This is a genomic window from Parapedobacter tibetensis, assembly GCF_024704835.1.
Taxonomy (GTDB): domain Bacteria; phylum Bacteroidota; class Bacteroidia; order Sphingobacteriales; family Sphingobacteriaceae; genus Parapedobacter; species Parapedobacter tibetensis.
Genome location: NZ_JAMXBE010000001.1, coordinates 517,150 through 542,811, shown reverse-complemented (window position 1 = coordinate 542,811; position 25,662 = coordinate 517,150). Strand labels below are relative to the sequence as shown.

Below are 25,662 nucleotides of genomic sequence, written 5' to 3'. Positions count from 1 at the left end.
TTAGGGGTAATGCCATCCGTGTCATATAAGATTACGTCCTGAAAAATATTTTCCATACCTTTATATTTATGGAAACCATAATCCCGATACTCATCGCCGCAATCATCTTTGGGGCTCAGGCGTACTCCAATTTCCAGAAGGAAAAGGAAAAGGCGCGTAAGCGGAACCCCGGGCAGCCGCGGACTCCTGTTGAAACCGACAGACAGCCTTTTGAAGGGTATCCTGATGAGGAAGAACCTCAGATACCGGATTACTGGGAAAAACCTGCCCCACAGCGACCTGCCCCACGGCGAACCATCCAGCACAACAGTCCTCGGATGGACGAAAAACAGCTACCCGCGCAAGAGGTTTTTGACGAATATTCAGGCGTATTGACCAAAGACGAGGTGAAACGTATACGTCAACCTCTTCGTAAACAGACAGTGATACCTAAAAAGACAGAGGTAAGTAAACTAACAGATTCCAATGTATTGGAGGATGAGGAAGCATTTGACCTGCGCGATGCGGTGATTAAAGCAGCAATCCTTGAACGACCGTATCAATGACAGTTTTCGGTAATCAGCTTTCGGCCTTCAGTCATCAGTTTTATAAGCGAATGCTAGGAGCTAAACTTGGAGGTTGAAATCGTCCATATCCTTTAGAAAAGGGAGATTTTCCCGCGCGTCATCGATGTCTTTGCGGTAAATGGTAAACGTATATAGATCTTCATATTCGGGCTTGTAATAAACCACGTCTCCTCCCGGGGAGATACACATGGAGCCGCCCGAGTAATAAATCTCGTTACCATCATGCCCCACACGGTTTACACCAATGACGAACGCTTGGTTTTCGATGGCCCTTGCAGGGATTAGGCTCCGCCAGTGTGCCGAACGTTTATCAGGCCAATTCGCTACGTAAAGTAAGATATCATAGGCACCATTGAGGTTGCGCGACCAGACTGGGAAACGAAGGTCATAGCATATCATGGGACATATTTTCCAACCATTGAGGTCGACGATTACCCGTTGGTTTCCGGGAGTAAAAACAGCATCTTCTTTCGCCATTCCAAAGAGGTGGCGCTTATCATATTTCACATAATTACCATCTTTGGTCATCCATATAAACCGATTGTAATAAAGGCCCTCTTCCTCAATGATGAGACTGCCCGCCACCACACAATCGTACTGCTGCGCCGTTTCTAGCATCCAATGCATAGTCTTTCCATCTGATTTTTCAGCACATTTCTCCACATCCATCGTGAAACCGGTATTAAACATTTCAGGCAGTACAATCAAATCGGTCTTTTCCCGGATTGCAGACAGCCTGAGCGACAGGTTACTCAAGTTTTTATCGATGTTTTCCCAAAACAGATATGCCTGGAAAGTAGTGATTTTTAATGCATCCATACACGAAAACTATGGTGTCCATTTATAAATGGTGTGCGAAAAAGTACAAGTTAGGAATAAAAACGTAAAAAGTAAAGACCATATCTTCTATGTTGCATTTTTTACGGCCAACTAACATTGATTTAGTAGAAATCCCTTATTGCGTTCTAACGAGCAAATTTTGAGCCAGTGTTCGCAATGGGGCTTTACGAGTGCTTTCCACCCTAACATTATCCAAGGCCATGAATGCCTGTTGGATGTAGGTTTGCTTGGCGGCCTCGACCGCCGACTGCACACCCAGCTTATCATATATGGCAGTCACCCCGTCGATCTTCGCTGCGGGTTGACTGCGGTCTGCGAGCCAGTGTGTCAATTCTGCCTTCGTTTCGGCATCAGCCATGTCCAAGGCCTTTACCAATAGGTATGTCTTTTTGTTAGCAAGGATATCACCACCTCTTTTTTTACCAAAATGCTGGGGGTCGCCATATACATCGAGGATATCATCCTGCAATTGGAAGGCGATACCCACATTTACGCCGAAATGGTAGATTAGCGTTGCATCGGTTTCATGCGCATCAGCCAGTATAGCCCCCATTTTCAAAGCCGTACCCAATAAAACGGATGTTTTCAACCGAATCATCTGGATGTATTCATCGATTCCAACGGATATCTTGTTTTCGAAATCCATATCCAATTGCTGGCCTTCGCACACTTCAGCGGCCATTGTATTGAATGTTTCCATTAGTGGCGGCAACTTGTCACTATCGCACCTTGCTAACTGGGTGTATGCCATGATTAACAGCTTGTCGCCGGATAGGATAGCGATGTTATCATTCCACCGTTCGTGAACGGTTTGCTGTCCACGCCGCAGGGGTGCATTGTCCATGATATCGTCATGCACTAAAGAAAAATTGTGGAATAATTCGATGGCTAGTGCGGCTGGTAGCGCCTGTCCCATGTCGGGTATAGTAAATAGGTCGGCTGCCATCAAGGTGAGCAATGGCCGGATTCGCTTACCGCCAATTTGCAGCATGTACCTGATGGGGTCATACAAGTTTTCAGGTTGTTCGGGAATCCCGATATCTAATAATTCTTGGGCGATTCGATGTTGCAATGCGGCGATGTCATGCATGACTACTGTGCGTTTTTTGCGGCTAAGATAGGTATTCGGTCTGGAATGTGCCCCTTTACGGTTGTGCGGTTTCAAAATCAAAAAAAATATGGTACGTTTGGTGGGATATATGGGTTACTATTTGGGCATAAGCGTATTAATTAGTGAGTAAATTAAGTAAATCTAACGTACCAGAAGCGGATCTGGAAACCATCGCAGGCATTGCCCTTGGAAATGCCGAAGCTATAGCGGGGTTATACAGTGATTACTTTCCCATGATATTGAACATGGTTGTTCAAAACAACGGTACGGAGGAGGAAGCCAAAGATGTTTTCCAAGAAGCTGTCATCGTGTTATTCGATAGGATTAAGCGTGGTAATTTTGAGCTGAGCAGCAAGTTGAAAACTTATATTTACTCCGTATGCAGGCGGCTATGGCTCAAGCAATTGGGGTATCAGGGACGGGCATTTCACGATATCAGCAGTTATGAGGAAACCATACCTGTTGAAGAAGATTTAGTCCAACATCTGGAAAAGGATATGCATCTGTCGTTGATGGAAGAGGCGTTGGATAAATTGGGAGAACCTTGTCGTAGCATTATTCAGGATTTTTATATACTGAATCTCTCCATGCAGGAGATTTGTGAAAAATTTGGATATACCAATGCGGATAACGCCAAAACACAAAAATACAAATGCTTACAACGGTTGAAGAAATTGTTTTTTACAGCAAAAAGTAATAGCAAAAAAGTAATAGAAAGTAATGGGGAATAGTCAACCGCATGGATGAGCCAAACGGCACTTCCAACGGAAGGTGAACTAAGCCTTTTACCTTTTAATAGATGATTAATATTGTAATGAAATGGATAAGATGAATGAGCAGGAATTCATGACATTGGCAGACGGCTACCTGCGAAATGAGCTAAACGACAGTGAACGGGAGGCTTTTGAGAAGTATTGCGAAGAAAATACGGATGCGGCGGAGCAATTGGCCACACATCAGTTTTTTCTCCAACAACTCAAGGATCACACGGATAGGGCAGCGTTGAAAAATACGTTGGCATCGGTGGCGACTAAGTACCACGCTTCTGGGGTTTCATTGACCAATAAACGCCATGAGCCATTCGTCGTCACATTATGGAATAAGTTTAAAATCAATTCACTGGTTGCGGCCAGCGTGGCCATCGTGGCTGTATTTTCCACCCTATGGTTATCTGGATACTACAAGACTATTGAGAAGACCTCTTCCAATTATAGCGCATTGCGCCGGGATATGAATACGGTGAAGAAGAACGTGAATGCCCAAAATGCGGTTATCAGAAACATCAACAACGAACAACGGAAAGGTAATCCCGCTGAGGGCCATTTCGGTGCCACAGGTTTTGTTGTCTCGGCAAATGGTTATGTGCTGACCAATTATCACGTGGTGAAAGGCGCGGATTCCGTCCATTTACAGAATACCAAAGGGGAATCGTTCAGAGCCAATGTAGTGTATATAGATCCCACCAACGATTTGGCGATGTTATATATCAGTGATAGTACATTCAAAATGCTGAAAGCTGCGCCGTATACCTTCAAGGAAGCAGCTTCGGATATCGGGGAAGATGTGTTTACCATTGGGTTCCCGCGTGATGAGGTGGTATATGGACAAGGCTATCTCAGCTCACGTACTGGATATGCGGGCGATACCACAGCTTACCAAATTTCTATCCCGGTTAACCCTGGTAATAGCGGCGGCCCCTTGCTAGATAGCAAGGGCCATGTCATTGGTATTATCAGTGGTAAGCAAACCGGTATCGATGGAGCCTCGTTTGCCATCAAAACCGAAGCACTTCTGAAATCCATATCGGCTATTCCAACGGATTCGCTGGACAACAAGCTGATCATTAATAAGAAAAACATGCTCAACGGGCTTGGACGTACCGAACAAGTGAAAAGGATCCAGGATTATGTATATATGGTAAGGGTCTTTTAGGATCTTTGTGAAACAAAACCAATATCAACCTCATAGGTTTTCGAGACCTATGAGGTTTTTTATTTTTAAATATTCGGTTGCGGTGTAGTACGTAAATAAGGCTTGATAACCTTATGCCCTTTTGGGAATTTTGCGGGGATATCTTCCGTCGCGATAGCTGGTACCACAATGACATCCTCACCATGCGCCCAATCAGCCGGTGTGGCCACACTGTAATTGGCAGTGAGCTGCAATGAATCAATGACCCGAAGAATTTCCTGAAAATTACGTCCAGTTGATGCAGGGTAGGTAAGGGTCAGTTTGACCGTATGGTCTGGGCCAATGATAAATACTGACCGTACCGTAGCAGTGGCTGAAGCATTGGGATGGATCATGTCATATAATTCAGATACCTTGCGGTCCTCATCAGCTATCAACGGGAAATTAACTTCCGTGTTTTGTGTTTCATTGATGTCGTTGATCCAGCCGGTGTGTTTGTCGAGTGGATCGACACTTACAGCCAATACCTTTACATTACGTTTGTCAAACTCTTCCTTCAACTGGGCCGTGCGTCCCAGTTCCGTTGTACATACCGGGGTATAGTCCGCAGGATGCGAAAACAGTACTACCCAACTGTCTTTGGTATAATCATAGAAGTCGATTTCTCCTATTGTCGTTACCGCCTTGAAATTTGGCGCAGTATCACCCAATCGTAAGCTCATATTTTGTTCCTCCTTTTTTATAGTCTACAAAGTTAGTGGATTTAAATAAACTCCAACGTTATTCGTATCATTTTTTTGTAACAAAATGCAATGTACGTTCATCAAATGATTACAGTGGAAATGACACCCTTATACCGAAAGCGAGTCATGATTGAGTTGTCATTTTGGAAACATAAAATGACGAAACGGCAACCAATTGGAAGCGTATGGGCCAAAAATATCCAGACCAAGCTCAATAACCTCATCCCTGAAAAAATCCATCGGGCCATTACCTATACCATTGAAAAGATGGTGAAAGGCGTACTTTTTGGTGCGCGATACACCACCACTTTACCCAAGACACACCAGAGTTTCCAGCTGTGTGAGGCATATGTCAAAAAACTCATCGAAACTTACAAAAAAACAGCTTCAGTGGAGGGTGCCGTTACCGGGGCTGGAGGCATATTGATGGGTGTCGCAGATTTCCCTGCGCTGTTGGCTATCAAAGTAAAGATGTTGTTTGATATAGCTGCTACCTATGGCTATGACGTGCGGCAATATAAAGAACGGCTCTTTTTACTGACGGTATTCCAGTTGGCTTTCTCCAGCCATAAGCATCGTGCTGAAGTCTATCAAAGACTTCTCCATTGGGATACCTATGCTGAAAGCCTCCCGGACGATGTCGACCATTTTGATTGGCGCACCTTCCAATTAGAGTATAGGGACTACCTTGATTTAGCCAAGATGGCCCAACTCATTCCAGTCATCGGTGCTGCAGTGGGCGCCGTGGTCAATTATCGTCTACTACAACAATTGGGCACTACAGCCATGAATTGCTATCGGATGCGGATGTTGGAAACCTCATAGGTTAGCCTCCTAAAGCTACATCCATGCTTCTTCCGAGGATTCCACTTGATAAAGCCAGTAGTCTACAAAAGGCTTTACCCTTGAAAAATCTGCAAAACGAAAGGTGATATCACCTCCTGCCGTGTGAAGGGTCACATGCCCGATATCCACACGCCTATGCCAAAAGTTTTGGCGGGTAGTGATGGCTTGGATTTTGAACGGCTCGATGATTTCAGTATGGATATCCCAGATGCCATGTTGCTTGATGATGAATTGATCATTGATAAACAAGCGGTTGTTTTGGTAGCTGAAATAAATAAAAGCAGACACCACCATAAGGTATATGGGCAGAAGATAACGATATTGATAGGCCAATGGATTGGCCAAAGCCACGGCGACATATAGCGCCATAGGAATGAAGATAAAAATACCAATCGAACTGATTATCCTACGGATATTTGGTTTAAGCATGATTCCTTTTTGTGGGTGTTTCCCAAAAATTAGCTTTAATATAGTCTTGCTTTCAGTCCCGCTACAACCAGGGATTTGAATGCTCGCTTTTTTGTCCGTACGGATGTCGCTTGAAGCTTGGCGTATCACCATCCGCAATACATCCATTTTCCGCTGGAGGTAATTGGTAATTAATTTCACCACCTGTACTTTATGGGGGCGTAATAGGGTGTTTTTGCTGTTGACCAATCCATAGGACAATAGGAGTGATGGCCCTTGTTTCCTGATATTGAAATGGAAATAGGGAATCATCATGCGCAATAGATTAATGAGGAAGGTAACGACAACTAAAATCCCGAATACCACCAGTAACGATTGCGTGATGACCAAGGAACTGGCCAAATCCTGCAAGCGACTTTCCTGATCCTTTTCATTCCACCAAACGTCCTTTACATTGGAATAAATGGTGTAAAGGAAGGCAAGCAATAAGGTGAAACTTTCGATGTAATTGGACGTAATACCTACTTTGGCCAAGCTGCCAAGGCTGATCGTGATAAAGGGTGGAGGCGTCTCTACAGCAATTTCTCCTTCTCCGGGAGGGGCAACTCGATCCTTCTTGTTTTGTGCTACGTCCAGCAAGCGTTCTTTCAGCGCCAATGCAGATGCTTTGGATATGGCTTTGATGGTTGCCTCGCTTTTGGCGCTTCCAGCGGTCTCAATTTCCACGGCATATACATCCACCATTTTCTGGATGAAGCTTTGGTTGATATTCACCTGTTGAATCTTAGAGAGCTGTACCACCACCCGTTTTTTGTTGAAGACCCCACGATGGAGTATGAATTCCCTTCGACTTTCATCAATATGGAAAACAAAATTCAGGTATTTTAGATAGGCAAGTACCGCAAGTGCAGCAAGCACCAATAGGGCTCCTAGCCCGACATATAAAAAATTCACTTCCTTAAACCGGATTGCCAAATACAGGAATACCGGCCAGAATGCGCGAACCGTACGCTGCAACGTATAAGCGAATTCGACCAAAATCCCGACACGGGATTGCCTTTGAGGGGTATCAAAAGCTGTATTTCCGGATGCTTCCACGCTTGCCATCATTTACTGTATTCCATTCCCTGATTGCTCCGTTTCTTCATCGGCGATTTGTCGCATAATCAATTCCCTCATGCGTTCAGCTTCATCCTTGACCAATCCAGATATCCGTATATCGCTCGATGCCCCTCCCGCCGTGAATAGTTGCAACTGGGCCAATCCGTAATAGCGTGACAGGAAACCTTCGTTGAGTGCCACATGCTGGATCCGGTTAAAAGGGATGATGGTAGTGATCGTAGCCAAAACCCCTCGTCTATAGATCAAATCACGCTGACGAAGGGCATACCCCCGCTTACGGAAAGCAATGCGCTGCACGACGAATACCGAACCCATCCATAAGATATAGGCGACCAACAGATACCAAGCATATGGCCGTAAGTTGGAGGCGCTAAAAACGATAGTGGCTAACGCTGTGCCAAATAGCAAAAAGATGATGCCAAAATTAAAGACAATCACGTTCCAATAGCTGGGGTGGATGGGAGTTATTTGGACTTCCTCATGTTTGGGTAGTGATGACGCATCCAACATGTCATTCGTAAAATGGTCCATAGCCTATTCTTAACAATCTGAATGGACGAATATAGGAAAATATTACGGCTGATATCCCGATTTGTTGACCTGATGGCCAATATTCAGTATGTTTGAAAAAAGCAATCATGGAGAATGCATATAAAATACTTACCATCTTCATTGCAACAGTATGGTTGGTGAACGGCCTTTTCTGCAAAATCCTCAACCTTGTTCCCCGCCACCAACAAATTGTCGCTGAGATTTTGGGTAGGGAGTATGCCCGACCTTTGACAATAGCCATTGGCATGGCGGAAATCTTCATGGCCAGTTGGATTTTAAGCCGCATTACAAAACGACTGTGTGCTATCGCTCAGATCATCATTGTGGCTACAATGAATACCATTGAATTTTTTGCCGTTCCCGATTTGTTGCTTTGGGGAAAAGCAAACGCTATTTTTGCTTTCATGTTTATATCACTCATTTATGTTAACGAATTTGTGCTGGGGAAGAAAATAATCTCAAATTCCTGATATGTTTCCCTGGTTAAAAAATCATCCATTTGCGGTTGAAGCATTCTTTGAAAGTTCACTTGTCCTCACGTTTGCCATTCCGAAAAATGAACTTTTGCCTTTAATCCCTGAGTGCCTTCAATTGGACATCTTCAATGACCAATGGGCATTCATAGCGGTAGCCATGGTGCAAACCAAGGGGTTGCGACCAAAGGGATTCCCTAAACTACTTGGAAATGATTTTTTCCTGATCGGCTACCGCATATTCGTCAAGTATTACTCCAACGTAGGACAACGATTGAGGGGCTTGTATATCATCAAATCCGAAACGGATAAGAAAAAGATGGAATTTTTCGGCAATGTTTTTACGCATTACAACTATGCTACCACAGATATACAACGACAGCATCGGAGTGATATCATTACCATTCAATCTATCCAATCCGATTTTAACCTAACTGTTGAAACACATCACACAGACATTGCATTACCCCAGCATTCCCCTTTTACCGACTGGAAAGAGGCACGGCGGTTTGCCGGTCCCCTACCCTTTACATTTACTTATCAATCTGAAACAAAAAGCGTATTGATCATTGAAGGTGTACGGCAAAATTGGATACCCAAACCTGTATATGTGCGGGAGTACCATTTTTCATTTTTGGATTTGCTTGGTTTCAAGGACATAAGATTGGCCAATGCATTCCTCATCAACGATATTCCCTATTACTGGAAGAAAGGCGGAACGGAACAATGGAGCAAATAAGAAAACCTTTGCAAGGGGTCAGCAATATTATCCGGTTCAATTGGCATTTTTACCTCTTGGCGGCGGTATTCGTTGCATTCTTTTTCTTATTGAATATGCAGCTGCCCGAACAGTATCAGGTGTTCGGAAATGTATTATGCCTTTTAATTATCGCTAGCACCATCATTTCATTACTGATTTCTATGTATGTGTATGATTTGTCGGGTTTTTATCAACTACATTGGATGGATGAATTGGGGGTGGCGACTAGAGGTATCGTGGTGAATATCCATGCAGGTTTTGATGAAACCAGTGCGTCGTTTCAATACCGGTGTCCCAATGCAGTGTTAACCGTTCTTGATTTTTATGATCCATCGAAGCATACCGAAATTTCTATCAGGCGAGCAAGGAAGGCTTATCCGCCATACCCTGGCACACAGCAAATCAGCACTGCGGATGTAAGTTTACCTGATGACTATGCTGATATGGTCTTTGTTATTTTCTCCGCCCACGAAATCCGGGATAATCGGGAACGAAGCGTCTTTTTTAGTGAATTGAAACGGATACTAAGTGGAAACGGGAAGATTATTGTAACGGAACACCTGCGTGATGTGCCTAATTTTTTGGCATACAATATTGGTTTTTTCCATTTCTACCCTAAGGTATCTTGGCGAAGGATATTTAAGCAAGCCGGCTTACGTATCTCCAAAGAACTAAAGATTACACCATTTATTACCTCTTTTGTACTGGAAAAACATGGAATTGAACCTTAATATCATCGGTTTTTTGCTCATCGCTTTGAGTTTAGTGCATCTCATCTTCCCCAAATATTTCGATTGGAAGGTCGATTTGAGTGGAATAAGCCTCATCAACCGGCAGATGCTATATATACATACATTGTTTATCGCGTTAATAGTTGGCCTTATCGGACTGTTGTGCATCACTTCTGCCAGGGAAATCATCGAAACATCGCTGGGCCACAAGTTGGCATTGGGCATAGGGATGTTTTGGGCTATCAGGCTATTGGTGCAGTTTTTCGGTTATTCCGCCAAGCTTTGGAAAGGGAAGGCATTTGAAACTATCATCCATGTGCTGTTTTCCATGTTATGGCTTTACCTTAGTGCCGTATTTTTAACGATATTCTGGATGGGGTGGAAAGGTCAAATGTATTGTTTATAAAACGTTATCATTGGTTTGACGAAAACTGTTTCATAACTTTGGTATGATGATAGAACGCATGGCAAATAACCGAATTAACCATTGAATACACCAATCAACATAAGAAATGGTTATAATCCCATACAACCCACCGTACGGCAATCGGGTGAATCGGTGATCTATGTGGAGGTGTTGCCCGATCTTCGATTACAACCCTACATCTATTGCTATTGGGAGCTTAAAACAAAGCAACCTATAAAAGACCCGTTTACATATCGCGTGGTTGCCGATGGTTGTATTGATATTTTCTTCGAGCCCGCTCAGCCACTGGAAAGCTTTGTGATGGGCTTCTGCAAACAATATACCGAATTTGAGCTGGACAACTCATTTCACTACATCGGTATTCGGTTTTTACCCACGATGTTCCCGCAGCTTTTCAAAACCGATGCTTCGCAGTTGAGCAACCGTACCGAAAGCCTCGATGCAGTCGTTCCACCAACGGCTAAATTCATTGCCGAAACATTTGCGCCTGGCCAATCGATAACAGCCATCAAACCGATATTGGATACCTATTTCCTCCGGCACCTGAGCGGGATTTCATTGGATGCCGATCCCCGGTTATATGGAGCAATCGCCAGCATCATGCAAAAATCAGGTGTACTCAACGTAGAAACCGACATCGATACCGGTATCAGTCCACGTCAGCTGCGCAGACTATTCGAATATTATATTGGCGATACAGCCAAAACATTTTCCCAAGTGGTACGTTTCCAAAATATTCTCCGCGCCAAACCATCCATGCAAAGCTTACGGGAAAACAAATTATTTTACGATGTTGGATATTATGACCAAGCCCATTTTATCAAGGAATTCAAGAACTTCTATGGTGTTACGCCAAGTCGGGCATTTGGGAGGTAACTTGTCCGATTTTTACAATTTATGGTAGCGGATTCTGGACAATTTTGCATAGTCAAAAACAATGGAGTTATGCAATATTTATTCACTTGGGTTTCCGTTCTTTGCTGCTTTGTATCCGCGAGTGCACAAACCATGGATGCCCGTAAAACACAAAACGAAATGAAATTAAACGCTGGAATCATCACCGAAAAGCTAGCCGAGAGCAAGGCTTTCTACACCGAGACATTGGGTTTTGGGGTAACATTCGAGAACGAATTTTACCTCTTGCTCCACACTCCTGACCGCACTGCGGAAATCAGCTTTTTGCTCCCCAACCATCCCACACAACAACCCCTCTTCCATCCCGCTTTCCAAGGGCAGGGCATGTATCTCACCATTGAGGTAGACGATGTGGATGCGCTTTATGAGGAACTCAAAACGAAAGGTGTGGACATCAAAATCGATATCCGAGATGAACCTTGGGGAGATCGACATTTCGCTATTGAGGATCCCAATGGTGTAGGTGTTGATATTGTGACGTATTCGAGTCAACCCCAATAAACGCGACGGTAGCGTTTTACCGCACTTCCAACTCCACTTCTATTGGTTTCAGCCATGGGCTGGAGTATTTCACCTTGACCTTGCCGGTCCGACCCGTTGTCTCGATATACGCCAATAGCCGTCCATGGTAGGCCCGGTGTACATGGTCCGTATAATCGCTCATGTCCGTATTGTTGCTGCTTTCCAGCCCCAATAGTTTAGCCGGTCCTTCGATTTCGCAAGTGATGAGGTCGTCAGCGATCATCACGGGTACCCCGTTTTCATCGATAACCTCGATGATCATATGCGCAATGTCCCTACCGGGGCTCAAGACAGAGCGGTCGGCATACGCGTTAAGCTTGAATGGACGCCGAGAGGTCTGGATAGCATGGCGGGCTACCTCACGCCCGTTACGGAAGGCTACCCCTTCAAGTGTTCCGGGTTGGTAGGGAAGGTCCCAATAGAAGACACCGTTTTCATCATCGCGATTGGCTTTGATATCCAATCTTTGGCCGTCCAAAAACAACTGTACATCGGAGCAGTTGGTGTAGCTCACTACCCGTATGGTATCGCCCGAATTGTAGTTCCATATCGGCCAGGCATCAATGGAGGTACGCTGTGACCCACGGCGGCGAAGCGGATGAGTGCCAATGTACACCATCGGTTGGTCTGTCCAGAGTGATTGTCGGTAATATCCCCTTGGTTTAATGAAGCCCCCGAAGTCGAGCAGTCCGGAATGGAAACCCCGTGAAGGCCACGGTCCGGACTCACCAAGATAATCAATACCAGTCCACAAAAACTGACCGAAAATATAGTCGTTGTCGCGAACAGCCTTCCATGCATTTAGGTCGTGCCTGTTTTCACTGCCATAGATGATGCGTTCGGGATAGGCTAGGTGGTCCTCTTCATAGCGATTTTCGGTGTAGTTATAGCCCGCTACATCCAACGCTTCGGGGTAGCCTGTAAAATTTGACATCACCACACCTGCCAAGGCCGCGGTAACCGGCCGTGACGTGTCGTGGGCCTTTACCACGGCCACCAATCGCCTAGCGATTTCGCCAAGTTCCATGGCATCGGGCCGTTCCGGTTGGTATCCGCCATATACTTTCTGCCCTATGGTAGCCCCATCGAGTACCGGATGTGAATACGGGTCGTTTGGATAATCCACTTCGTTGCCGATGCTCCACAGGATGATGGAAGGATGGTTTCTATCGCGCAGTACCATATCGCGCAGGTCGGCTTCCCCCCATTCTTCAAAATGCGGTGCGTAGCCATCGAAGCCGGGTGTGCCCACATTCCAACCTTCAAGCCATTTTCGCTTCGGATGCCGCCATTCGTCAAATGCTTCGTCCATCACCAGCAGTCCCAATTCGTCACAGAGGTCGTATACATCGGATGCCTGCGGGTTGTGGCTCATCCGGATGGCGTTGCAGCCCATCGTCTTGAGCGTTTTGAGGCGCCGTTCCCATACCTGTCGAGGCACGGCAGCGCCTAACACCCCGGCGTCGTGATGGATGCATACGCCCTTCAGCTTCATCCACTCGCCATTGAGCGCAAATCCTTTGTTGGCATCAAACGTCAATGTGCGGATGCCCACGGTTGTCGATGTTTCGTCGATGACTTTGCCCCGTTGAATTACGGTCGTCCGAAGCGTATATAGGTTGGGGTCATCCACGGACCACAGCTTAGGCGTAAGTACACGCATCTCCTGCGTGACATCGATAATGCTGCTTTCGGCAACTGTTTGTTTCTTCTCCACCTTTGCCAAGGATGTTTCGCTTCCCTTCAAGAACAATTCATGCGCTACGGTTACCTCAGTTTTCACCTCGGTAACGTTTTTGACTTTGGTAGCGATGGCAAGGTTGGCTTGGTTTGGTTTCACTTCTTTTGCGACATAGCTTACCCCCCATAGGTCGATATGTATCGGATTAGTGTAGGTGAGGTATACATTTCGATAAATGCCAGAACCCGTGTACCAACGTGAATCCGCATAGCGACTGTGGTCCACTTTTACCGCGATGACGTTTTCTGCCCCAAATTCAACATCGTCGCTGAGGTCGTATTGGAAGGACACATAGCCGTTGGGGCGTTTCCCGATGGAGTGCCCATTGACAAATACTTCGCTGTTGTTGTATACGCCCTCGAAATAAATGTAGAGTCGCTGCCCGCGCCTTTCGGCGGGAATATGGATTTGCTTACGGTACCAGCCCAAGCCCCCCGGCAGGTATCCAGTGGCACTGGCGAGTGAAGGGCTTAGCGGGTTTTCCACGCTCCAGTCGTGGGGGAGGTTTACCGTCCGCCAACGGCTGTCATCCAATTGGACGACGGCTCCACTATCAATATCCCCCTGATGGAATTTCCAGTCGTTGTTCAACAAAACAGACTGGCCGTCCATCTGGGCAGCGAGCAACGTGGGGAATAGTGTTAGCGCGATTGCTGCTATCATGATGTACAATCGGGCGGAGCGTGTAGTTACGGCTATTGTTTGCATGTCGGTGTTAAAGTTAGCGCTTTATGTGTATTCCTGTATATATTAAGCAGCGTAGCGAGTTTCTTAATAACCTAGATTCTGCTCCAATTGTCCGCCTGAAGCTAATATTTCTGCCCGTGGTATGGGTAGCCAGTAATGCTTCTCGGCAAAGTTCCTGCCGTCCAATGCTGTTTTTCTGGTGTACGTATAACCTGACGTTGTTTTGGTAATTTCCATTCCGTACGCAGGGATGTTTTCAGTTGTGCTGGCAATCATCCATCGCCGAACATCATAAAAGCGATGTTCTTCAAAAGCCAACTCAACCCTCCTCTCATTCCGGATGGCCTGCCGCATCGCCTGTTGGGACATGCCGCTGGCCAGTTCTGGCATATTGACGCCTGCACGCGCACGGACGAGATTGACAGCTTGCCTTGCGGATAGGTTGCTGCCGGCCGGTATTACATCAGGGCCATACGCTTCATTGGTAGCTTCAGCAAAATTAAGCAACGCTTCAGCATATCTGAAATAAATCCAAGGCTGAAAACCGGCATTGCCCCAGGGATTTTGTAATGGATAGTTATCGTTCATGAACTTTTTGAGGTAGTAGCCCGTTTTGGTGGTGTTCCAGTTGTCGGGACCATCGCGGCTGTCCCGGCCACCGGGGGTAAAGGTTTCCACTGCGCGGCCACGGTATTCGGCACCATTGTATAAGATGGTTGCCGTGAACCGCGGATCGCGGTTTTGGTATGGATTGTCGGCGTCGTACCCCGAAGCCACGTTGATTGAACCGTCGTCGTTGAACGGCTGTATGCCGTTGGCCATCTGGTAGGCATCTACGAGGTTCTGCAGCGGCGTGTTGCCTGCCCATCCGCCATATCCGTTGGCACCGTTGGCGATTTCCAAGTGCACATGGTTGGCGTTCTTCGTATAATGCCGTGCAAAGATAGTTTCATTGGTTTCATCGATCAAGAAGAGGTTGTTGTATCCACCATTATAGATGCCATATTTATTGAGAGAAATCACTTCTTGGGTCGCTGATACCGCATCTTCCCAGGAGCCTGCGCTGTAGAGTGGACTTGCGGCATAGAGTGCCAACCGTGCTTTCAGTGCCAAGGCTGCGCCTTTTGTGGCTCTTCCCAATAGCCATGATGAACTATTGTCCAAGGGCAATTTCTCTGCCGCTTCCACCAGCTGCGCAAGGGCATAATCTATCCCTTCCTTGATGCTGGCACGCTTGAACAGGATGGGATCCTGTAGATCATCAGTGAGTCCGAAAACCGTGTCACCCAATAGGACCACACGCCCGTAATTCCTGATAAGATCATGGTAGCGGAATGCCCGGATAAATTTCAGCTCGCCTTCCAGCGCAGCCTTCTTGCTTGCACTCATCTCGATGTTTGTCAGTGCGCGCAAGGCATAGTTGCACTCCCGGATGCTGCGGTAACTGCGTGCCCAGAGTACCCCGGCATTTCCTAAGTTTTCGGGTGCCAGTTGGCCGCGCTGTATCAACCAAGTAGCGTCGTCATTGTTATAGATTGATTCATCCGTCAGCGAGCTCCACATGGCATATTCAAATCCCCTGCCGAAGCCGGGATCCGTGCCGTCTCCCTCTTTGTCCTGCAAACGTGCCCCAATATATCTGTTGGTGATATAGGCTTCCAGTAGTGCGGTATCGGCTTCTATTCCGCTGGTAGCGATCCTGTCCGTGGGATCCACATTCAGGAAATCCTCATTACAGGCGGCCAGCGATAGGATAATGGTGGCGCCCGCGAGTAGTTGACAAATATTGCTATTCAATGTTTTCATTTTTTGCTTAATTAAAATTTGACATTTACACCTACGTTTACGATCCGTTGCTGCGGATAAAACTGTCCGCTGCCATAGGCTCCATCAGGATAAGATTGCCCACTACCATTGGATCCCTCGGGATCATAGTCTTTTACTTTAGTAATGGTAAACAGGTTGAACCCGTTGGCGTAAAGCCGCAGGCCTGTGATTTTTGCCCTATCGAGGAACGGTGCATGGATGTTATAGCCCACTTCCACATTCTTCAGGCGCAGGAAGGAAGCATCGTTGAGCCAGAAGGTATTGTTATACAGACCACCGCTGATGGCATTCGATGCACGCTCGGTCACCCGTGGGAAGGTACCATTGAGATTGTTTACGCTGTATCGATTGTCTGCCCAACTGCTGTAGAAGTTGCCTACGCTGCCCGATTCGGGTAGTACATATTGCGACACTCGGCCTTGGCCGGCAAACAGTACAGCTACATCAAAATTCCTGTAGCTCGCATTCAGCGAAAAGCCGTAGGCAATCTCCGGGATGTTGCCGTATTTGGTACGCATTTGGTCATCGGCATTGATGACGCCGTTGTTGTCATAATCTTCATAGATTAAATCACCTAACTTGGCTCCAGTGACATGTGGATGAGCGTCAAGATCTTCCTGTGTGCGGAATATGCCCGTACTGCGATAGAGCAGATAGGTGTTCAAGGGACGGCCCGTTTGCCGCTGATGTTCCAATGTGCCGCTGGCTTCATCGATGAAGACGATCTTACTTTTGGCGTAGGTGAGGTTGGCCGAAATGCCCCAGCTAAATTCTCCCGGCCGTTGATAGCCGATTGTTCCTTCCAAACCGCTGCTATTGACTTTCCCGATATTTTCGGAGGGCACCAGCGGGTCGGACCCAAAGGGATTCACAATGCCCGATGAGCCGGGCAATGATGCGTTCCTGGTAGCGAGGATGTCTGTCCGCTTTTGGTTGAAGTAAATGGCTTCCAACGAAAAATGCTTAAACAGGACAGTATTGATGCCAATATCCAGTTTTTTGGCGACCTCCCAGGTAATATTTTCATTGGCGAGTTTTGCCAAGCGAATATTGGGCTGGATGACAGGCGTTCCATCGTTGATGGCCACGAGGCCATTTCCCACCAGCACATAATTGTCAAAATATTGGAACGCATTTACATTGTCATTGCCGAGTGTTCCATATGATGCACGTAGCTTCAGGTCGTCCACGAAGGAAACCCCACTAAACCACGCTTCCTTGGAAATGCGCCATCCCACGGATGCCGATGGGAAGTAGCCCCACTGCTTGCCTTCTGGAAAGATGGACGAGCCATCTGCACGCAGCTGGCCTTCGAACAGGTAACGTTCATCGAAATTATAAGCGAGTCGGCTAATCACGCTCCTCCGGTTATACCTGGAGCTATAGCCCGAATTCAGGTAGTCCGTGGCCGCGGAACCGCCCTGTGACAGTTCGGGCAACAGGGTTGAAAGATAGTTGAAGCGCTGGGCGTCAAAATATTCCAAATGATTACTGCTCTGTTCGTAGCCCACGAAGGCGTCTACATGGTGCTGCCCAAATGCTCTTGCGTAGTTTAGTTTGATATTGGAGGTGATGAGGGATTCCTGTCTTTGGGATTCTATTAGCGTGGCGGCGTTGTTGTTGCCGCCCACGATGACACTGTTGTACTCACCATCGTTATAGCTATATAACAGGTAGGGCTTGCTGAAGCTCTTGTTAAATGTATTGGACTTATCTGCCGAGAAAAAGCCGTCTACCGACAACCCCGTTACGCCGGGCATTTGATAACTACCCCTCAAAATACCGTTAAACACCTGCGTGGGTGATTCGGCTGTTCCACCGATATCGGTCACTTGCACAGCTGGGTTGTTGTTCTCGATTCCCGTGGTGGGTAGGCCATTGGGATAGTACGCTGCGATGATGGGTTTGGCCCGGTAGATGGACCGAAAGATGTCTCCGGCACCTACTTGGGGGAAGGTGCGGTTTTCCTGCCTGCCCGATAGCGAAAGGCTTACTGTGAGGCGTTCGTTGATATTAGCATCAATATTTGACCTCACGTTGTATTGCTTATACTTTGTCGCTCCGTTTTTATATATCGCGTCTTGCCGTACCGTCCCTAGCGAGAGGAAGTACTTGATGTCGTTATTGCCACCGTTTACAGACAGGTTATGCTGATTTTGCGGCGCTGTATTTTTCAAGGTGGCCGCAATCCAGTCTTGGTTCGGGTAAAGAATTGGATCCGACCCATCCCTGAATTTCTGTATTTCTTCTTCAGAATAGGCTTGATTCATGCCGCCGGCTGGATTGGCGTCGTAGTTTATTTCGTTCATCATCTGGGCATAGGTAGGTGCATCGGCCATCTGAGGCAAGCGGGTGGGAGAACTGAATCCCTGGTTAAAGCTGTAATTGATTGTGGGCTTCCCGCTCTTTCCCCTTTTGGTGGTCACCAAGATGACACCATTGGCCGCTCTATTGCCATAGATGGCAGCTGAAGCGTCTTTTAGAACGGATACGCTTTCGATGTCGTTGGGATCCAACCGTTCAAGTCCACCAACTTGTCCGGGTATGCCATCGACCACTACCAAGACACTATTGCTGCCTGTGGTGGCCAATCCCCGTATGGTGATGTTTGACCCGTCATAACCAGGTTCACCGCTACGGTTGCTGATGACAACTCCGGAGAAACGGCCTGCCAAGGAATTGGATAGGTTGGGTTGAGGGCTTTTCACAATTTCCGCTCCTTTTACTTCCGAGATGGACCCGGTCAATGTGGCCCTTTTTTGGGTTCCATACCCTACCACCACCACTTCTTCCAAAGCCATGGGGTCAGCGACCAAAACGATATCTAGCGTGGTTTGATTTAGCGTTACTTGTGTGCTGATGTCCGCTTCTTGTGTAACGTAACCGACGAAGCTGAAGATTAATGTTTCGTCATCAGCCGCAAGCGATAGCTGATAACGGCCTTCATTGTCCGTTGCGGTGCTCTTTCCAGATTGTTTGCTGCTTACGGTCACCCCAGGTATCGGATTTCCATCTTCATCCCGTACGATACCTGATAGGGTTGTTTGAGTAGATTCGTCGTAAGCATCTCGCGAAGGGCTGTTTGATAAAGGCGGAGCACCGTAAGCGAGGAATGTGTTAACGGTTAAAACCCACCCCGTCAGGAGCAAAAACACGATCCATTTAACTCCCTTGTTGTTGTGCGTTGCACATTGTACATCTATAGCCATATTTAAATTTGGTTAGCGGATTCCGATGGGTTAGACCAACGGATAACCGGTTTATAACTTAAGGACAAATGTCAAGCATATGCCCTTACGGGAGTGAGGGGTAAAAATGAAAATGATAGGGGGTGAATTTCGTTTACATCAATTAGGATGATGGATTTCATGGAATGGTTTGCGGTATTTCCGGATGAAATCGGAGGGATTAAGCGTATACAATTTAGCAAATTGTTCCCTGAAATATTTCAAGTCCTTGATGCCTACTTTATAGGCGACTTCATAGATGGTGTTGTCCGTGGTCAACAGCAACTGCGCAGCCTTGTGGAGCCGAACCGTCCGAATCAGGGTATTCAGCGTCTGCTGGTTGATTTCCTTGATGCGGTTGGAAAGGGTTGCATAGGTCATGCCGCATTGGTCGGCCAGCACATGGACACTGAATCTTTCATCTTCGAGATGCGCTTCGATAATTGAGACGCATTTATCCAATAGTACTTTATCTTCATAAGATACCTTTTGGTAGCCCATCACATCGGTGATGTTATTGAAAAAGTACTCCCGTAGATTCTTGCCCCGTTGAAGGAGTGCGTTCACCTTGGCCTGCAATACACCTTTATCAAATGGTTTAGCTAGGAAGTCGTCTGCGCCACTTTCAATACTATTTATTTGTACATCGGCACCTTTGGCGGCAGTAATCAACAGGATGGGGATGTGTTTCCAATTATTGGTTTGCTTTACAGTACGACAAAAGTCCATCCCATTGCCAGTAGCCAACATCATATCACAACAGATGATATCAGGCAGTTCCTTTTCTACAATCGTTAAAGCTTCGCTTTCGTTGTCAGTGAGCCATACCCCATAATCTTCTTCAAAAAGTGATTTCAGATAAAGTGCTAATTCGATATCGTCTTCAACAATTAGGATTTTATGCGGTTTTGGTACCTTCATGATTTTTCTGGCGATGTCCTTGTGCGGAGCGATTTCTTTTGTAGCCAGCTTCGTAGGTGCTGTTGTCGCGGTGTTTTGGGGCAAAAACATAGTAAACGTCGTTCCAAGGCCTTTTTCGCTTTGATATGTGATTTTCCCTTCATGAAGCTCCACCAATGATTTTACCATCCATAGTCCTACGCCAAACCCTTTTGGTACGTTGGAGTCGGATGCCGATTCCTGATAAAACTGCTCGAAAAGACGCGGCCCCACAGAGTCGGCTATACCACAACCGGTGTCGGCAACCGTTATTTCTAACCGTTCATTAAGCCGTTTGATGCCGAGACTGACACCGCCTTGGTTCGTGAACTTTACCGCATTGAATACCAGATTAAAAATAATAATTTCCAGTTTCTCCCTGTCAGCTTTGATGAACAGTTGTTCTTCCTGCGTATGCAGCGTGATACTGATGTTCTTTTTGGCAGCTTGGTTGGTGAAGCAATTGAGTACATCATTAGCCAGTTGGACGATGTCCACCTCCTCCCATAGTACATTTTCGGTAATCAGATCGTCTTTTCGAATGCTCAGGGCTTGGTCTGCTAGGCGCAGCAAGCGGGATGTGTTTGCGTGCAATGTATTAACGTATGGCTCAAACTGAGGCGGCGGGCCGCTGTTCAACAAGTCTTTGACGGGATTGAGGATGAGCGTTAATGACGAGCGGAATTCATGGGAAAGGCGTGTATAAAAATTAATCTTTAGGTCGTTCCATTCCCGTTCCTTTGCGCGTTCGATTTGTGAAATGGCCAGTTGGTATTTTAGTTTTTCCCTTTGTTTTCGATATTTTCGGTAATAATGGAAGATGAAGCAGCCGATCGCAAAGTAACCGATATAGGCCCATTTTGTTTGATACCAAGGCGGAAGCACAACAATTTCCAAGGTCTTGATGCTGCCTTCGGAAACCCGCCCCCCGCTTTCAATGCCTACCATAAACGTATAGCGGCCAGGCGATAGGTAACGATAAGTGGCCGATTGTTGTCCTTTGACGAAATTCCAGTCATTGTCCAGACCGTTGAGTTTATAGGCGAAATTCTGTCCATCAGCATAGCCATATTCAAGCGATGAATAATTAAGTGTAAAGGTTGATTGGGAAGGCTTCAGCCTAATGATTGCCACGTCATTTAATGCCCGTTCCATGATAACGTGCTCTTCAGGTTTGCCAACGCGCACGCGTTGTCCAAAAATCTCGACTCCCGTCAGTGTGACGGGCTGCATGAATGTATCCGATGTGACGGTAAGCGGATCGAAGTGCGTTAAGCCTCCCGTGCCGCCGAAGAATAATTGATTGCGGAAACGACTGTAAAGAGTAGCGTTAGGATTGAAAATCCCCGACTGGATTCCCGATGATCGACCATAATTAAACACTTGGCCAGTATGCGGGATGATTTTTGACAACCCTTTGTTTGTGCTCGTCCAGCAATGCCGATGGTTGTCAAACTGGATGCTGAAAACGGTATTGCTCGCCAAGCCATGGTGTTCGTCAAAGTGGTGGATTACCCTTCGGATTTTGAGATCATATACGAGAAGGCCTAAGCTTTCTGTCGCGATCCACAATTTACCATCGTCCGATACTCGCAGCGCGAAAATTACCTCACTGGCCAGGAGCTCGTATAACTCATTGTTTGGCAATTGCCCGAATTGTTCTTTCTTGGGATCGAAGAACGTGATACCGGCACCATAAGTACCTATAATCAAAAGCCCTTCTTGATCTTCGGCAATTGCCCGTATGTCATTGGAAGGGATGTTACTGTTGGTTTGCAGGTAGCGGCTAAATTTCCCGGTTCCTTCATTCAGTTTGTTGAGTCCACCGCCGTTGGTGCCGATCCATAGTTGGCCGTTTCGGTCCTCAAAAATAATGCGCACATCGTTGCCCCCTAAGAATCCTTCTTCTTTCGGGTCGAACCTATAGGACTTGAAGTCGTCAGTAATCGGCTGGTATAAGAGTAATCCCCCATTGTAAGTGCCAAACCAAGCCCTATTCTTGCAGTCGTGATAGGCATACAGAATGGCATTGTCTGTCATGCTTCCTCCACGGTTATTCGCGGTATAGCGAGTCACGAACCGATCCGTTTTGTCGAATTTGAAAATCCCATGTCCGTCGGTGCCGATGAATAGATTGCCATCGGAATCCTCTGTAAGGCCGTAAAAGCGCATGCCGTCCCAGCTTTCCGTTGATGGGGCTTTCGTGTGGCGAAAATTTTCGAAATTATACTTGGGTTTTGCCGATAAGAACACCCCATCTCCAGATGTACCGGCCCAAAGATTTCCTGCACGGTCAAAAAAAAGTGAAGGAACAGACCGATTGGTAAGGCATGCTTTGTGGTTGGTGTCAGAGACGAAAGGCGATTTCACTAGCTTGATCGCCGCCTTTCTGCTGATCTTGAATCGGTATACGCCACCATCTTGTAGGCCAAAGAAGACATAGCCATGATTGTCGGAAATAACAGACAAAAATCTGTTACTAGGCAATCCTAATTCCGCGGCATTGAACCAGGTGTAATTTGCAGTTTGTACGTTGCAATACAACAGGCCGTTGTCTGTGGTTACCCATATGTCTTTCTCGCTGTCTTCATAGATTTGGTGTACCCTTGTGTATTTATTTGCTTCTTGCAGGGCATTGAGTGGCTCATATAATACCAATCCTCCTGGCTGTATAGCAAATACTTGAACGCCGTTGTCTTGAGTGCCTACCCATAGCAGACCATGACTATCCTCAAAAACATAGGTTATCATGTTGGAGTTAAGACCAAATAGATTTTCGGTGGTATACCGCTTGAAGTCACCCGTAATTGTATTAAAGCGGTACAGCCCGAGTCCGTTTGCGGAAACCCATAATTCATGTGCCGTAGACGCGCCATTGATCGAGCTTACATCGGTCTTGTATCGGCCCTTTTGTGGCGTCAACAATTGATAATGAACAAAAGACTCCTTGGAAACATCATATTTACTGATTCCGTTTCTAGAAGTGACCCATAAATCTCCCTTCGGATCGGTATAGAGTTGTGCGACATAATTGCCCGCCAACCCATCGGGCGTTCGGGTGTCATATTTGATGTTTTGAAAGGTTTTTCCATCAAATCTGCTTAGCCCGTCGTCGGTTGCCATCCAAATGAAACCAACATGGTCTTGCGCTATGCTATTGACGTTGTCAAAGATAAGCCCTTCCTGCATCGTGTAGTGGTGAGGTACATATTCAGGCGGCTTTTCCAAGCCGCTATGTAGTAAGGCCACAAATGTTAGCAGGCCGGTGATTGTCATGATCGGGGAGACTTTAGCGCCATAAAGCAATTAACCAAAAGCGGGATAAATGTACATAAAAAGTAATTATTCTCGTGATGCCCATCGGCAAAAGTCACGAGGAAGTGGACAAAACCCTTATCTTTGGGCAGCAGAAACCGTTGATAAATCAAAGACTGGAAATGACACCCAATGATATTGCGAAAGCCCGTTTATCCAACCAACAGTTAAACCACCACGATTTTGGTACGGCTAAGGAGCTTGTCGGCCACATGGGTGCCATGCAAGCACAAGATTTTGCCATGTCCCAACGTGCGGTTGGTGTTAGGTTGCCCAGCACCTCAGCAGCAAGCATCCAAACCGCCATTAACAGTGGGGAAATTATCCGTACCCATGTCCTCCGCCCCACCTGGCACTTAGTCTCGCCTGATGATATTTACTGGATGCTTGAACTGTCTCGTCCGCAAATCAATGCACTGGCCAAATCCAGGCATAAGGAACTGGAGCTTTCTGAAGTGATATTCAGGAAAAGCAACCGCCTCATTGAAGAAAGCCTATCAAATGGTGAACACCTAACCAGGGAGGAGTTGGTTGCTGTATTCGAACAGGCCGGCATTGCCAATGAAGATAACCGTGCAGCCTACTTATTTCTTCGAGCCGAATTGGATGGAATCATTTGCAGTGGCGCTTCTAAAGGGACTAAGCCAACCTATGCCCTGCTCCCCGAGCGGGTACCTCATAAACGGATGCTCACCAGGGAAGAAGCGCTGAGTACCCTCGCCAAACGGTATTTCATTAGCCATGGTCCTGCTACGGTGTATGATTTTGCTTGGTGGTCTGGGCTTTCCATCACCGATGCCAGGAAAGCGTTGGATTTAGTGAAATCACAATTTATTGCAGAGACAATCGACAGCAAAATATATTGGTTTGATGCGTCCTTACCAATGGGTGATCAAGGCACCCAGATCCATTTGCTCCCCGCTTTTGACGAATTTATCATCGGTTATACCGATAGGTCGGCATCTGTGCCCGATGCGCATTTCAAAAAGACCGTTATGATCAATGGGATTTTTCGCCCCGTAGTGGCGATTGATGGTGTCGTGACAGGTGTATGGAAAAGAACATTAAAAAAGGATAACGTCATCATGGACATCACCCTGTTTAAACCGCATAGCCAAGCGGCGAAGAAAGCCATTGACAAAAAAGCGGAGGCTTTCGGGCATTTTTTGGAAAAGCAAGTAGCAGTTCATTATTTGGAGTAACTATACGGTAAGCGGTCTTTAGAGCTTCAACAAGAGTAATTAGTTGGATGAAGGACTGGATAGGGCAGCCATTACATCTCCCTTTCGTCGGCGAGATATTTCAACCTTCGTGGCATCTTTCAATACAATGAAGCCATCATGATCAATGAAGGAAATGAAATCCCGGTTGACCAGATGCGATTTATGGGTGCGGATGAAATGGTAAGGGCTCAATAATTCGTCGTATTCTCCTAGTGTTTTTGACGTAATGTGTTGCTTACCGCCGTCTATATAAAATGTCGTGTAATTGCTGGCGGCTTCGCAACGAATAATCTCATGGGGCATCAGAAAATGAATCCCTTCTTTGGAAGGCAGGGCCAAGCGGAATTCATCCCGTGCTTGCAAGTGCATATTATGGGTAATATTCTTGAAAAGCGCCGGTTGTTGCGACCAATCATCACTGGATTGGAAGTATCGCTTTACGGCACTGATCAGCTCCTCGGCATCAATGGGTTTCAACAGGTAATCAAATGCACTAAAGCGAATGGATTTGATTGCATATTCATCATATGCGGTGGTAAAGATAACTTTGAAACGTTTATTTGGGATTGCATTGAGCAAGTCAAATCCCGAGAGGTGGGGCATACGGATATCGAGGAACACAAGGTCGGGGCAAATCTTGTGGATAAGCTGTGCGCCCTTCCGGGCATCGTTGCAGCTCCATACCTGATCAATTTCCGGGATGAATTTCTCGATCATCAACCTTAAGGAATCCGTGGCCCGCTCTTCATCATCTATTAATAATGCCTTGGTCATCT

Annotated in this window: 21 protein-coding genes; 11 read left to right on the top strand and 10 right to left on the bottom strand. The window is 46.4% G+C overall.

The window, feature by feature from the left end:
- The first annotated feature begins 68 nt into the window (after positions 1–68).
- Positions 69–545, top strand: a complete 477-nt coding sequence (locus NF543_RS02070; RefSeq protein ID WP_257666425.1) for a hypothetical protein — start codon at positions 69–71, stop codon at positions 543–545.
- 60 nt (positions 546–605) lie between these two features.
- On the opposite strand, the gene NF543_RS02065 is transcribed toward NF543_RS02070, so the two are convergent.
- A complete protein-coding gene (locus NF543_RS02065; RefSeq protein ID WP_257666424.1) occupies positions 606–1,385 on the bottom strand; it encodes an amidohydrolase in 780 nt (259 codons plus the stop codon).
- 136 nt (positions 1,386–1,521) lie between these two features.
- Positions 1,522–2,571 (bottom strand): polyprenyl synthetase family protein, encoded by a 1,050-nt coding sequence (locus NF543_RS02060; RefSeq protein WP_257666423.1) that lies wholly within the window; start codon positions 2,569–2,571, stop codon positions 1,522–1,524.
- A gap of 68 nt (positions 2,572–2,639) precedes the next feature.
- On the opposite strand from NF543_RS02060, the gene NF543_RS02055 reads away from it, so the two are divergent.
- Complete coding sequence (locus tag NF543_RS02055) at positions 2,640–3,248, top strand: RNA polymerase sigma factor (RefSeq protein ID WP_257666422.1); 609 nt, start codon at positions 2,640–2,642, stop codon at positions 3,246–3,248.
- Positions 3,249–3,336: 88 nt separating this feature from the next.
- Positions 3,337–4,449 carry a S1C family serine protease gene (locus NF543_RS02050; protein WP_257666421.1) on the top strand — a complete coding sequence of 371 codons (1,113 nt, stop codon included), beginning with the start codon at positions 3,337–3,339 and terminating at the stop codon, positions 4,447–4,449.
- A 65-nt stretch (positions 4,450–4,514) separates the two neighbouring features.
- On the opposite strand, the gene NF543_RS02045 is transcribed toward NF543_RS02050, so the two are convergent.
- Entirely contained in the window at positions 4,515–5,150 is a 636-nt protein-coding gene (locus NF543_RS02045; protein ID WP_257666420.1) for a peroxiredoxin, read from the bottom strand.
- 90 nt (positions 5,151–5,240) lie between these two features.
- Here NF543_RS02045 and NF543_RS02040 point away from each other — a divergent pair, with 90 nt between their 5' ends.
- The gene (locus NF543_RS02040) at positions 5,241–5,996 is read left to right on the top strand and encodes an EcsC family protein (protein WP_308378389.1); all 756 of its coding nucleotides are present in this window, start codon (positions 5,241–5,243) and stop codon (positions 5,994–5,996) included.
- Positions 5,997–6,011: 15 nt separating this feature from the next.
- On the opposite strand, the gene NF543_RS02035 is transcribed toward NF543_RS02040, so the two are convergent.
- Both NF543_RS02035 and NF543_RS02030 read right to left on the bottom strand, forming a co-directional pair.
- A complete protein-coding gene (locus NF543_RS02035) occupies positions 6,012–7,535 on the bottom strand; it encodes a PH domain-containing protein (RefSeq protein ID WP_257666418.1) in 1,524 nt (507 codons plus the stop codon).
- Complete coding sequence (locus NF543_RS02030; RefSeq protein ID WP_257666417.1) at positions 7,536–8,078, bottom strand: PH domain-containing protein; 543 nt, start codon at positions 8,076–8,078, stop codon at positions 7,536–7,538. It abuts the gene before it with no gap.
- A 107-nt stretch (positions 8,079–8,185) separates the two neighbouring features.
- On the opposite strand from NF543_RS02030, the gene NF543_RS02025 reads away from it, so the two are divergent.
- From NF543_RS02025 to NF543_RS02000, 6 genes are all read left to right on the top strand, one after another.
- Positions 8,186–8,569: a DoxX-like family protein gene (locus tag NF543_RS02025; RefSeq protein ID WP_257666416.1), complete on the top strand. Its 384-nt coding sequence runs from the start codon at positions 8,186–8,188 to the stop codon at positions 8,567–8,569.
- A 1-nt stretch (position 8,570) separates the two neighbouring features.
- A complete protein-coding gene (locus NF543_RS02020) occupies positions 8,571–9,311 on the top strand; it encodes a DUF2071 domain-containing protein (RefSeq protein WP_257666415.1) in 741 nt (246 codons plus the stop codon).
- Positions 9,299–10,063: a methyltransferase domain-containing protein gene (locus NF543_RS02015; protein ID WP_257666414.1), complete on the top strand. Its 765-nt coding sequence runs from the start codon at positions 9,299–9,301 to the stop codon at positions 10,061–10,063. The genes NF543_RS02020 and NF543_RS02015 overlap by 13 nt, the downstream gene beginning before the upstream one ends.
- Positions 10,047–10,469, top strand: a complete 423-nt coding sequence (locus NF543_RS02010; RefSeq protein WP_257666413.1) for a hypothetical protein — start codon at positions 10,047–10,049, stop codon at positions 10,467–10,469. Before NF543_RS02015 ends, NF543_RS02010 begins: the two co-directional genes overlap by 17 nt.
- 81 nt (positions 10,470–10,550) lie before the next feature.
- Positions 10,551–11,366 carry a DUF6597 domain-containing transcriptional factor gene (locus tag NF543_RS02005; protein ID WP_257666412.1) on the top strand — a complete coding sequence of 272 codons (816 nt, stop codon included), beginning with the start codon at positions 10,551–10,553 and terminating at the stop codon, positions 11,364–11,366.
- Positions 11,367–11,525: 159 nt separating this feature from the next.
- A complete protein-coding gene (locus NF543_RS02000) occupies positions 11,526–11,906 on the top strand; it encodes a VOC family protein (RefSeq protein WP_257666411.1) in 381 nt (126 codons plus the stop codon).
- 16 nt (positions 11,907–11,922) lie between these two features.
- Here the strand turns inward: NF543_RS02000 and NF543_RS01995 are convergent, their stop codons facing one another.
- The 4 genes from NF543_RS01995 to NF543_RS01980 form a co-directional block, all read right to left on the bottom strand.
- Positions 11,923–14,376, bottom strand: coding sequence for a glycoside hydrolase family 2 TIM barrel-domain containing protein (locus NF543_RS01995; RefSeq protein WP_257666410.1), 2,454 nt, complete (start codon positions 14,374–14,376; stop codon positions 11,923–11,925).
- 63 nt (positions 14,377–14,439) lie between these two features.
- Positions 14,440–16,161, bottom strand: coding sequence for a RagB/SusD family nutrient uptake outer membrane protein (locus NF543_RS01990; RefSeq protein WP_257666409.1), 1,722 nt, complete (start codon positions 16,159–16,161; stop codon positions 14,440–14,442).
- Positions 16,162–16,172: 11 nt separating this feature from the next.
- Complete coding sequence (locus NF543_RS01985; protein WP_257666408.1) at positions 16,173–19,391, bottom strand: SusC/RagA family TonB-linked outer membrane protein; 3,219 nt, start codon at positions 19,389–19,391, stop codon at positions 16,173–16,175.
- A 138-nt stretch (positions 19,392–19,529) separates the two neighbouring features.
- Positions 19,530–23,624 (bottom strand): hybrid sensor histidine kinase/response regulator transcription factor, encoded by a 4,095-nt coding sequence (locus tag NF543_RS01980; protein ID WP_257666407.1) that lies wholly within the window; start codon positions 23,622–23,624, stop codon positions 19,530–19,532.
- A 77-nt stretch (positions 23,625–23,701) separates the two neighbouring features.
- Here NF543_RS01980 and NF543_RS01975 point away from each other — a divergent pair, with 77 nt between their 5' ends.
- Positions 23,702–24,865: a winged helix DNA-binding domain-containing protein gene (locus tag NF543_RS01975; protein ID WP_257666406.1), complete on the top strand. Its 1,164-nt coding sequence runs from the start codon at positions 23,702–23,704 to the stop codon at positions 24,863–24,865.
- A gap of 39 nt (positions 24,866–24,904) precedes the next feature.
- Here NF543_RS01975 and NF543_RS01970 read toward each other — a convergent pair whose 3' ends face one another.
- Entirely contained in the window at positions 24,905–25,660 is a 756-nt protein-coding gene (locus tag NF543_RS01970) for a LytR/AlgR family response regulator transcription factor (RefSeq protein ID WP_257666405.1), read from the bottom strand.
- Between the last annotated feature and the right edge of the window lie 2 nt (positions 25,661–25,662).

Bases quoted from the DNA above. Each gene is read 5' to 3' on its own strand.
- NF543_RS02070 (WP_257666425.1), top strand. From the start codon at position 69: ATGGAAACCATAATCCCGATACTCATCGCCGCAATCATCTTTGGGGCT.
- NF543_RS02065 (WP_257666424.1), bottom strand. From the start codon at position 1,385: ATGGATGCATTAAAAATCACTACTTTCCAGGCATATCTGTTTTGGGAA.
- NF543_RS02050 (WP_257666421.1), top strand. From the start codon at position 3,337: ATGGATAAGATGAATGAGCAGGAATTCATGACATTGGCAGACGGCTAC.
- NF543_RS02045 (WP_257666420.1), bottom strand. From the start codon at position 5,150: ATGAGCTTACGATTGGGTGATACTGCGCCAAATTTCAAGGCGGTAACG.
- NF543_RS02040 (WP_308378389.1), top strand. From the start codon at position 5,241: ATGTACGTTCATCAAATGATTACAGTGGAAATGACACCCTTATACCGA.
- NF543_RS02035 (WP_257666418.1), bottom strand. From the start codon at position 7,535: ATGATGGCAAGCGTGGAAGCATCCGGAAATACAGCTTTTGATACCCCT.
- NF543_RS02030 (WP_257666417.1), bottom strand. From the start codon at position 8,078: ATGGACCATTTTACGAATGACATGTTGGATGCGTCATCACTACCCAAA.
- NF543_RS02025 (WP_257666416.1), top strand. From the start codon at position 8,186: ATGGAGAATGCATATAAAATACTTACCATCTTCATTGCAACAGTATGG.
- NF543_RS02020 (WP_257666415.1), top strand. From the start codon at position 8,571: ATGTTTCCCTGGTTAAAAAATCATCCATTTGCGGTTGAAGCATTCTTT.
- NF543_RS02015 (WP_257666414.1), top strand. From the start codon at position 9,299: ATGGAGCAAATAAGAAAACCTTTGCAAGGGGTCAGCAATATTATCCGG.
- NF543_RS02010 (WP_257666413.1), top strand. From the start codon at position 10,047: ATGGAATTGAACCTTAATATCATCGGTTTTTTGCTCATCGCTTTGAGT.
- NF543_RS02000 (WP_257666411.1), top strand. From the start codon at position 11,526: ATGAAATTAAACGCTGGAATCATCACCGAAAAGCTAGCCGAGAGCAAG.
- NF543_RS01995 (WP_257666410.1), bottom strand. From the start codon at position 14,376: ATGCAAACAATAGCCGTAACTACACGCTCCGCCCGATTGTACATCATG.
- NF543_RS01990 (WP_257666409.1), bottom strand. From the start codon at position 16,161: ATGAAAACATTGAATAGCAATATTTGTCAACTACTCGCGGGCGCCACC.
- NF543_RS01985 (WP_257666408.1), bottom strand. From the start codon at position 19,391: ATGGCTATAGATGTACAATGTGCAACGCACAACAACAAGGGAGTTAAA.
- NF543_RS01980 (WP_257666407.1), bottom strand. From the start codon at position 23,624: ATGACAATCACCGGCCTGCTAACATTTGTGGCCTTACTACATAGCGGC.
- NF543_RS01975 (WP_257666406.1), top strand. From the start codon at position 23,702: ATGCCCATCGGCAAAAGTCACGAGGAAGTGGACAAAACCCTTATCTTT.
- NF543_RS01970 (WP_257666405.1), bottom strand. From the start codon at position 25,660: ATGACCAAGGCATTATTAATAGATGATGAAGAGCGGGCCACGGATTCC.